Origin of the sequence: Azospirillum isscasi (assembly GCF_030849505.1) — a bacterium.
In the GTDB taxonomy this organism is placed as follows: domain Bacteria; phylum Pseudomonadota; class Alphaproteobacteria; order Azospirillales; family Azospirillaceae; genus Azospirillum; species Azospirillum isscasi.
This window is the reverse complement of record NZ_JAUJFI010000217.1, coordinates 1-7,579: the sequence shown is the minus strand read 5'-3', so window position 1 is coordinate 7,579 and position 7,579 is coordinate 1. Positions and strand designations below refer to the sequence as shown.

8 protein-coding genes and 1 tRNA gene are annotated in these 7,579 nt (G+C 70.5%); 6 read left to right on the top strand and 3 right to left on the bottom strand.

The window, feature by feature from the left end:
* The 6 genes from QSG27_RS26355 to QSG27_RS26330 form a co-directional block, all read left to right on the top strand.
* The coding region (locus tag QSG27_RS26355; protein ID WP_306711444.1) for a glycosyltransferase at positions 1 to 324 on the top strand (324 nt) is incomplete at its 5' end.
* Positions 321 to 1,352, top strand: coding sequence for an MraY family glycosyltransferase (locus QSG27_RS26350; protein WP_306711442.1), 1,032 nt, complete (start codon positions 321 to 323; stop codon positions 1,350 to 1,352). The genes QSG27_RS26355 and QSG27_RS26350, both read left to right, overlap by 4 nt.
* Positions 1,352 to 2,305, top strand: a complete 954-nt coding sequence (locus QSG27_RS26345; RefSeq protein ID WP_306711440.1) for a UDP-glucose 4-epimerase family protein — start codon at positions 1,352 to 1,354, stop codon at positions 2,303 to 2,305. Before QSG27_RS26350 ends, QSG27_RS26345 begins: the two co-directional genes overlap by 1 nt.
* A gap of 69 nt (positions 2,306 to 2,374) precedes the next feature.
* Positions 2,375 to 4,354 (top strand): polysaccharide biosynthesis protein, encoded by a 1,980-nt coding sequence (locus tag QSG27_RS26340; protein ID WP_306711438.1) that lies wholly within the window; start codon positions 2,375 to 2,377, stop codon positions 4,352 to 4,354.
* A gap of 16 nt (positions 4,355 to 4,370) precedes the next feature.
* The gene (locus QSG27_RS26335) at positions 4,371 to 4,535 is read left to right on the top strand and encodes a hypothetical protein (protein WP_306711436.1); all 165 of its coding nucleotides are present in this window, start codon (positions 4,371 to 4,373) and stop codon (positions 4,533 to 4,535) included.
* Positions 4,526 to 4,600 (top strand) — tRNA-Thr (locus tag QSG27_RS26330). The genes QSG27_RS26335 and QSG27_RS26330 overlap by 10 nt, the downstream gene beginning before the upstream one ends.
* A gap of 199 nt (positions 4,601 to 4,799) precedes the next feature.
* Here QSG27_RS26330 and pal read toward each other — a convergent pair.
* The 3 genes from pal to QSG27_RS26315 form a co-directional block, all read right to left on the bottom strand.
* Positions 4,800 to 5,276, bottom strand: coding sequence for a peptidoglycan-associated lipoprotein Pal (gene pal, locus QSG27_RS26325; RefSeq protein ID WP_306711433.1), 477 nt, complete (start codon positions 5,274 to 5,276; stop codon positions 4,800 to 4,802).
* A 148-nt stretch (positions 5,277 to 5,424) separates the two neighbouring features.
* Positions 5,425 to 6,777 carry a Tol-Pal system beta propeller repeat protein TolB gene (tolB, locus tag QSG27_RS26320; protein ID WP_306711431.1) on the bottom strand — a complete coding sequence of 451 codons (1,353 nt, stop codon included), beginning with the start codon at positions 6,775 to 6,777 and terminating at the stop codon, positions 5,425 to 5,427.
* A 2-nt stretch (positions 6,778 to 6,779) separates the two neighbouring features.
* The coding region (locus QSG27_RS26315) for a TonB C-terminal domain-containing protein (protein WP_306711429.1) at positions 6,780 to 7,579 on the bottom strand (800 nt) is incomplete at its 5' end.

The following is a 7,579-nucleotide window of genomic DNA, read 5'->3' as shown; positions in this document are numbered from 1 at the left end:
CGCCGGGGGCTGCCGAAGAGCCTGCTGGAGGCCGCGGCCTGCGGGCGGGCCATCGTCGCCACCGACGTGCCGGGTTGCCGCGAGGTGGCGCAGGCGGGCGAGAACGCGCTGCTGGTTCCGCCCGACGATCCCGCGGCGCTGGCCGACGCGCTGGAGGTGCTGGTGCGCGACGCCGCCCTGCGCCGGCGCTTCGGCGCGGCCAGCCGGCGACTGGTCGAGTCCGACATGGCGTCCGACCGTGTGGGCGCGAAGACGGTCGAGCTGTACCGCCGGCTGCTGGGGTCCGCCCAGCCCGGCACGGCCCCGGTTGTGGAGGCATCATGAACGGCCCCCTGGCCCTGTTCCTCGCCCTGGCCGGCAGCTTCGCGCTGTCCTGGCTGCTGACCGGGCGGGTGCTCGCCTATCTGCGGCGCAAGGCGATCCTCGATCACCCGAACGACCGGTCCAGCCATTCCATCCCGACGCCACGCGGCGGCGGCTGGGGCGTCATGCTGACGCTGCTCCCCGTCTGGACGCTGATCACCGTGACGGCGGACCATCCCGTGCGGGCGCTGCCCATCCTGGCCGGGACGGTCGCGCTGATGGCGGTGTCCTGGATGGACGACCGGCGCGGGCTGGGTCCGGCGCCGCGTTTCCTCGCCCAGACCGCCGCGGTGGTCGCGGGGCTCAGCGCTCTTCCCGGGGGGGCTCTTCCCGGGGGGGCGCTCCCCGGCGACGGGCTGGTCTTCCAGGGGCTTCTGCCCTTCTGGGCGGACCGGCTGGCGGCCGCGGTCGGCTGGCTGTGGTTCGTGAACCTGTTCAATTTCATGGACGGCATCGACGGGCTGGCCGGCGGCGAGGCTGCGTCCATCGGCGCCGGGCTGGCGCTGGTCGCCTCGCTCGGTGCGCTCGATCCGGCGCTGGCGCTCTACGGGCTGGCGGCGGCGGGGGCGGCGCTCGGCTTCCTGGTGTGGAACTGGCACCCGGCGAAGCTCTTCATGGGCGACGTCGGCAGCGTGCCGCTGGGCTACACGCTGGGCTGGCTGCTGCTGGCCATGGCCGCGTCGGGGCTGTGGGTGGCGGCGCTGCTGATCCCCGCCTATTTCCTGGCCGACGCCACCTTCACCCTGCTGCGCCGTCTGGCCGAGGGCAAGAAGGTCTGGCAGGCCCACCGCGAGCATTTCTATCAGAAGGCCACCCAGCGCGGTCGCAACCACGCCCAGGTGGTGCGGCTGGTTCTGGCGCTGAACGCGGCGCTGCTGCTGCTGGCCGTGGCGTCGCTGGCGCTCGGGTGGACGGTGCTGCCGGCGGGGGCCGCCGCGGTCGTGCTGCTGCTGGCCCTGCTGGCGCGGCCTGCGCGGGCGGCGGCGTGATGCGCGTCCTGGTCACCGGGGCCACCGGTTTCGTCGCGCGGACGGTCATCCCCCTGCTGGTGGGGCGCGGGCACAGCGTGCGCGCCGTGGTCCGCCGCCCCGACATCGCCGTCCCCGGAGCGGCGGAAACCGTCACCATCGGCGACATCGGCCCCGCCACCGCCTGGGGCAGCGCCCTTCAGGGCATGGACGCGGTGGTCCATCTGGCCGCCCGCGTCCATGTGATGCGCGACCGCGAGTCCGACCCGCTGGCCGCCTTCCGCCGCGTCAACACCGCCGGCACCCGCGTGCTGGCCGAGGCCGCCGCCGCCGCGGGCGTGAAGCGTCTGGTCTACCTCAGCAGCGTCAAGGCGCTGGCCGACGAGAGCCGCCCGGACGAGCTGAGCGAGGAGACGGAGCCCGATCCGCATTCCCCCTACGGCATCTCCAAGCTGGAGGCGGAACGGGCGCTGGCCGAGATTTCCACCCGCACCGGGCTGGAGGTGGTGGTGATCCGTCCGCCGCTGGTCTACGGGCCCGGCGTGGGCGGCAACTTCCTCCGGCTGATGCAGGCGGTGGACCGCGGCATCCCCCTGCCGCTGGGTGCCCTGGAGAACCGGCGCAGCCTGATCTTCGTGGGCAATCTGGCCGATGCCATCCAGGAATGCCTGACCCACCCGCAGGCGGCGGGCGGCCGCTTCCTGGTCCATGACGGGCGCCCGATGTCCACGGCGGAGCTGGTGCGCGCCATCGCGGAGGCGCTCGGCAAGCCCGCGCGCCTGCTGCCCGTGCCGCCGTCCGTCCTGGCGCTCGCCGCCCGCCTGACCCGGCGGGAAGCCATGCTGGACCGCGTCGCCGGATCGCTGGTGATCGACGACGGGGCCATCCGCCGTGCGCTGAACTGGCGCCCGCCCTGCTATCCCGCGTACGGCTTGCGCCTGACCGCCGAATGGTTCAAAGCTGTGCGCGGCTGAACGGCTGTATGGTCCAGGGACTCGCTCCAGGCGACGTTCCCGGCAAGGCGATATTCTAAGGTAAAGCGCATGCGTATCCCGTCCCCGCGGGCGTCTCTCGTCTACCTCCACGACCTGACGATGACGGCCGCCTCCCTGGTCGTGGCGCTGTATCTGCGCGTGGGCGAACAGGCGTTCGAGGAATACAGGGACCCTCTGCTGACGGGGCTGCCCATTCTGGTGCTGATCGGCGCGGTGGTGTTCCGCCTGTCCGGGCTGTACCGCGGCATCTGGCGCTATGCGTCGGTGCCCGATCTGGCGCAGCTTCTGCGCGCGGTCACGATGGTCGTGCTGTGCTTCCTGGCCGTCATGTTCCTGCTGACCCGGCTGGAGGCCCTGCCGCGGTCCCTGCCGGTGATCCTGTGGTTCGTGCAGCTCGTCCTGCTGGGCGGGCCGCGCTTCGCCTACCGCCTTCTGAAGGACCGCCGGCTGGGCCTGCACGAGCGGGAGCCGGGGGTGCCGCGCATTCCCGTGCTTCTGCTGGGGGTCAGCGACGCGGCGGAGCTGTTCATCCGCTCGCTGGACCAGAACGCCGGGGCCGCCTACCGCGTGGTCGGCCTGCTGGACGACAAGAACCGGCGCATCGGCCACGCCATCCGCGGCGTGCCCGTGCTCGGCGGCCCCGACGACCTGCCCCGCGTGGTGGAGGAACTGGCCCAGCATGGCGACCGTCCGCAGCGCCTGATCGTCGCCAAGGGTCAGGCCGACGTGCCCGGCACCGTCCTTCGCGACCTGCTGGAGCAGGCGGAGTCCCTCGGCCTGTCCATGGCCCGGCTGCCCAGCCTGACCGAGTTCAAGTCGGCGCTGGGCGAAGGCAAGATCGAGGTGCGCCCGATCGCCCTGGAAGACCTTCTGGGCCGTCCCCAGGCGGTTCTGGACCGCGGCGCCATCGCCAGCCTCGTCACCGGGCGGCGCGTGGTGGTCACCGGGGCGGGCGGCACCATCGGCAGCGAGCTGGTCCGCCAGATCGCCGCCCTCCAGCCGGAGACCCTGACCCTCGTCGATGCCGGGGAGTTCAACCTCTACACCATCGAGATGGAGGTGCGGGAGCGCTTCCCCGGTCTGGCCCTTCAGGCGGTGATCGCCGACGTGCGCGACCGCGACCGCATCTTCCGCCTGTTCCAGGCCCGGCGCCCGCACATGGTCTTCCACGCCGCCGCGCTGAAGCATGTGCCGCTGGTGGAGGCCAACCCGGCGGAAGGCGCCCTGACCAACGTCATCGGCACCCGCAACGTGGCCGACGCGGCGCGGGCCGGCGGCTGTCAGGCGATGGTTCTGGTGTCCACCGACAAGGCCATCCGCCCGACCAGCGTGATGGGCGCCACCAAGCGCTTCGCGGAGTGCTATTGTCAGGCGCTTGACATGCTGCCGCCGCGCGACGGGGCGGAGACGGCCACCCGCTACATGACGGTCCGCTTCGGAAACGTGCTGGGCTCCAGCGGGTCGGTGGTGCCGCTGTTCACCCGCCAGCTCGCCAAGGGCGGGCCGCTGACCGTCACGCACCCGGACATGCGCCGCTATTTCATGACGGTGCGTGAGGCGGTGGAACTGGTGCTCCAGGCGTCGGCCCACGGCGTGGCCCGCGCGGATGAGCGCGGCAAGGTGCTGGTCCTCGACATGGGCGAGCCGGTGAAGATCGTGGATCTCGCCCGCCAGATGATCCGGCTGGCCGGCTACCGCCCCGGGCACGACATCAAGATCGAGTTCACCGGCCTGCGCCCCGGCGAGAAGCTGTTCGAGGAGATCCTGACCTCGGCGGAGGCCCCGTCGCGCACGGAGGCCGACGGCGTGTTCCTGGCCTCGCCCCGCGTGATCGACTACGCCCTCATCAACCGCGCCCTGGGCGAGTTGGAGACGGCGGCGCGGGCCGGCGACGCCGAGCGGGTGATGACCATCCTGTCCAACATCGTCCCGGACTTCCGGGCGGAGGCCGTCCTGCCGCCGCTGAGCGCCTTCGGGAACGCCGCGGCGGGCGGAGAGGCCACGCGGAACCAGACCGGCGCCGAGTGACGGAGCGGAAACGGGCATGGCGATGGGCGTGGCGATGGGCGGGAAATTCCCGCCCATTTTTCTTTGGGGAAAGGCGCTTCCCTGCTTGCATCGGCGCAAAGCCTGTGGCATAACCCGCGCCACTTCGACGGTTGGCCGCAAGTTCTTCCCGGCCAGCATCACCGTCCCGGCGCTGCCGTAGCTCAGTGGTAGAGCACTCCCTTGGTAAGGGAGAGGTCGAGAGTTCAATCCTCTCTGGCAGCACCATCCTCCCCCTCTTCGTTGTTTCTTTCGATGTGCTGAAGCGCAGCCGCCGGTCGGCTTGCGTGGTTTTTTCGCGTCTGCGCTTGGCAGCGGGCAAGCCTGGCCCCAAAAGCCAGCGCCTTCCCCCGACGCCCAAAAGAAAAACGCCGCCCCGGATCGCTCCGGAGCGGCGTTTTCCTTGGAACCCGGACGGGCGCCGTCGTTAGTCGACGACGGTCACGCCACGGCGGTTCTGCGCCCAGGAGGCCTCGTTCGAACCGAGGACCGCCGGCTTCTCCTTGCCGTAGGAGATGACCTTGACGCGCGAGCCGTTGATGCCGCCGGCGACGAGGTAGTTCTTCACCGAGTTGGCGCGGCGCTCACCCAGGGCGAGGTTGTACTCGCGGGTGCCGCGCTCGTCGGCGTGGCCTTCGATGGTCACGGTGACGTTCGGGTACTGCTTCAGCCACGAAGCCTGACGGTCCAGGGTGGCGCGGGCTTCCGGAGCCAGGTCGTAGCGGTCGAGACCGAAGAACACGCGGTCGCCGACGTTGACGACCAGGTCTTCCTGCGAGCCCGGACGGATGCTGGACTGGGTGGCGGCGCCGTTGCCAGCCGCGTTGCCGGCGTCCTTCGGAGCGGTTTCGCAAGCGGCAACCAGAGCGACGGCCGCGATCAGGCTCAGATACTTGATACGCATGTCTAATGACCCCCTAAGCGACACGAGATGTTTTGACCGGATTGTGGAGGAAGAACGACGCCGACTTCCGCCAGACCCCGACGGAAGTACCGACTTCCGGCCTTCGTCTTGAGCGACGTTCTTGCGCGCGCAAAATAGGGCTACTCCACTAGGGAATCAAGGGCGACCACGCAGGATCGGAACCGTCGAGCGGAGTGATCACACGCCGTTCGTTTGCCCCGGTCACGTCGATGGTGTAGAGCTTCGCGCTGCGCCCGCGGCCGTCGCCCGACGGAACGTCGCGGAAGAAGCTCAGCACGCGGCCGTTCGGCGCCCAGGTCGGTCCCTCGACGTGGAACGACTCGGTCAGGATGCGCTCGCCGGTGCCGTCCGGACGGATCACGCCGAGGGCGAAGTTGCTGCCCCGCTGGCGGGTGAAGGCGATCAGGTCGCCGCGCGGCGACCACACCGGCGTGCCGTAGCGGCCCTCGCCGAAGGTCAGGCGCTTCGCCCCCGAACCGTCCGCGCCCATGATGTAGAGCTGCTGGCTGCCGCCGCGGTCCGACTCGAAGACGATGCGCTGGCCGTCCGGAGAATAGCTGGGGCCGGTGTCGATGCCCGGCGAATCGGTGAGCTGGGTCTGGCGGCGGGTCCGCAGGTCCAGCGCGTAGATGTCGGTGTTGCCGTTCTGCGCCATGCTCATGATGACCTTGTTGCCGTCCGGCGAGAAGCGCGGGGCGAAGGTCATGCCGACGAAGTCGCCGAGGACTTCCTGGCGGCCGCTGTCGATGTTGAACAGGTACACGCGCGGCTTCTTGTTGAAGTACGACATGTACGTGATTTCCTGGGTCGCCGGCGAGAAGCGCGGCGTCAGGACGAGATTCTTGCCGTCGGTGAGGAACTGGTGGTTCTCACCGTCCTGATCCATGATGGCGAGCTGCTTCTTGCGCGCGTTGGCCGGGCCGGATTCGGCCACATAGACGATGCGCGTGTCGAAATAGCCCTCCTCGCCGGTCAGCCGCTTGTAGATGGCGTCGGCGACGATGTGGGCGATGCGGCGCCAGCTGTCGGTGGTCGCGGTGTAGCTCAGCCCCTGCATGTACTGGCCGGCGGCCACGTCCCACAGGCGGAAGTCCACCTTCATGCGGCCGTCGCCCATGGCGGTGGTGTTGCCGGCGACCAGCGCCTGGGCACCGACCGCGCGCCAGTCCTGATAGCGCGGCTCGCCGGAGCGGAGCTGGTCCGGGGTCTGCAGGAAGCCTTTGGGGTCGAGCGGACGGAACAGGCCCGACCGCTCCAGATCGGCGGCGACCACCTTTGAGATGTCCGCACCGACCTGCGCCTCGCGCCCACCGGCGCCGGCGAAGCTGGTGATGGCGATCGGCAGCGGCTCGACCACGCCCTTGGTGATGTCGATTCGCACCTCGGCGCGGGCCGGGGCGGGCGCCGCGACGCCGAGGGCGAGCAGCAGGGCGCCGGCGCAGCCGGCGGCCTTCAGCAGAAGCCTCGTCTTCTTCGTCATGGTCAGAACATGTCCCTCGGGTCGAAATTGAACACGAAGTAACGCCACTCTTCATACCGGGCGGGCGTGAAGTCGCCGGAGAACTCGCTGATGGGCAGGGGGCTGGCCCGCTTCACCGCGCGCAGCGCGGCGTCGGCGGACGCCCGGAAGGCCGCGTCCGACATATAGCGGGAGCGGTACTTCTCGTTGATCGTCGCGTTCAGCACCGCGCCGTCGCGGCCCAGTTCCACGATGATCTCCACCTGCATGTTCCCGGCGTCCTTGCGGCCCGGGTCGAAGTTCCAGTTCTTGCTCACCGCGCCGCGGATGCCGTCGATGGCGCGCCCCGACGGCTTGAACGGCTTGTCGGGTCCGTTCACGGCCTTGGCGGCACCGGACGGCGCCTGCGACGCGGCGGCCTGCTGGGACGGCTTGGCCTCGGCCTTGCTGTCCGCCTTGCTGTCGGCCTTCGAATCGGACGGCGCCGGCTTCGCCGGAGCGTTCTTCTGAACGTTCTTCAGAAGATCGGCGAGCGCGTCGGTCTTTTCCGGCTTGGCCGGTTCCGGCTTCTTCGGTTCCGCCTTCGGAGGCTCCGGCTTCGCCGGCTCGGGCTTCTTGGGTTCCGGTTTCGGCGGCTCGGGCTTTTTCGGCTCGGGCTTCGGGGGCTCCGGCTTGGGAGGCTCAGGCTTCGGCGGTTCCGGCTTCGGGGGCTCGGGTTTCGGCGGCTGCGGCTTCGGTTCCGGCTTGGGCTCGGGCGGCTTGACCACCGGGGCCGGCTCCGGATCGGGCGGCGGCGGGGGCGGCGCCGGCTTGGGCGGCGGCG

Excerpts from the sequence above, each read along its gene's own strand:
- QSG27_RS26350 (WP_306711442.1), top strand. The coding sequence starts at position 321 with ATGAACGGCCCCCTGGCCCTGTTCCTCGCCCTGGCCGGCAGCTTCGCG.
- QSG27_RS26345 (WP_306711440.1), top strand. The coding sequence starts at position 1,352 with ATGCGCGTCCTGGTCACCGGGGCCACCGGTTTCGTCGCGCGGACGGTC.
- QSG27_RS26340 (WP_306711438.1), top strand. The coding sequence starts at position 2,375 with ATGCGTATCCCGTCCCCGCGGGCGTCTCTCGTCTACCTCCACGACCTG.
- QSG27_RS26335 (WP_306711436.1), top strand. The coding sequence starts at position 4,371 with ATGGCGATGGGCGTGGCGATGGGCGGGAAATTCCCGCCCATTTTTCTT.
- pal (WP_306711433.1), bottom strand. The coding sequence starts at position 5,276 with ATGCGTATCAAGTATCTGAGCCTGATCGCGGCCGTCGCTCTGGTTGCC.
- tolB (WP_306711431.1), bottom strand. The coding sequence starts at position 6,777 with ATGACGAAGAAGACGAGGCTTCTGCTGAAGGCCGCCGGCTGCGCCGGC.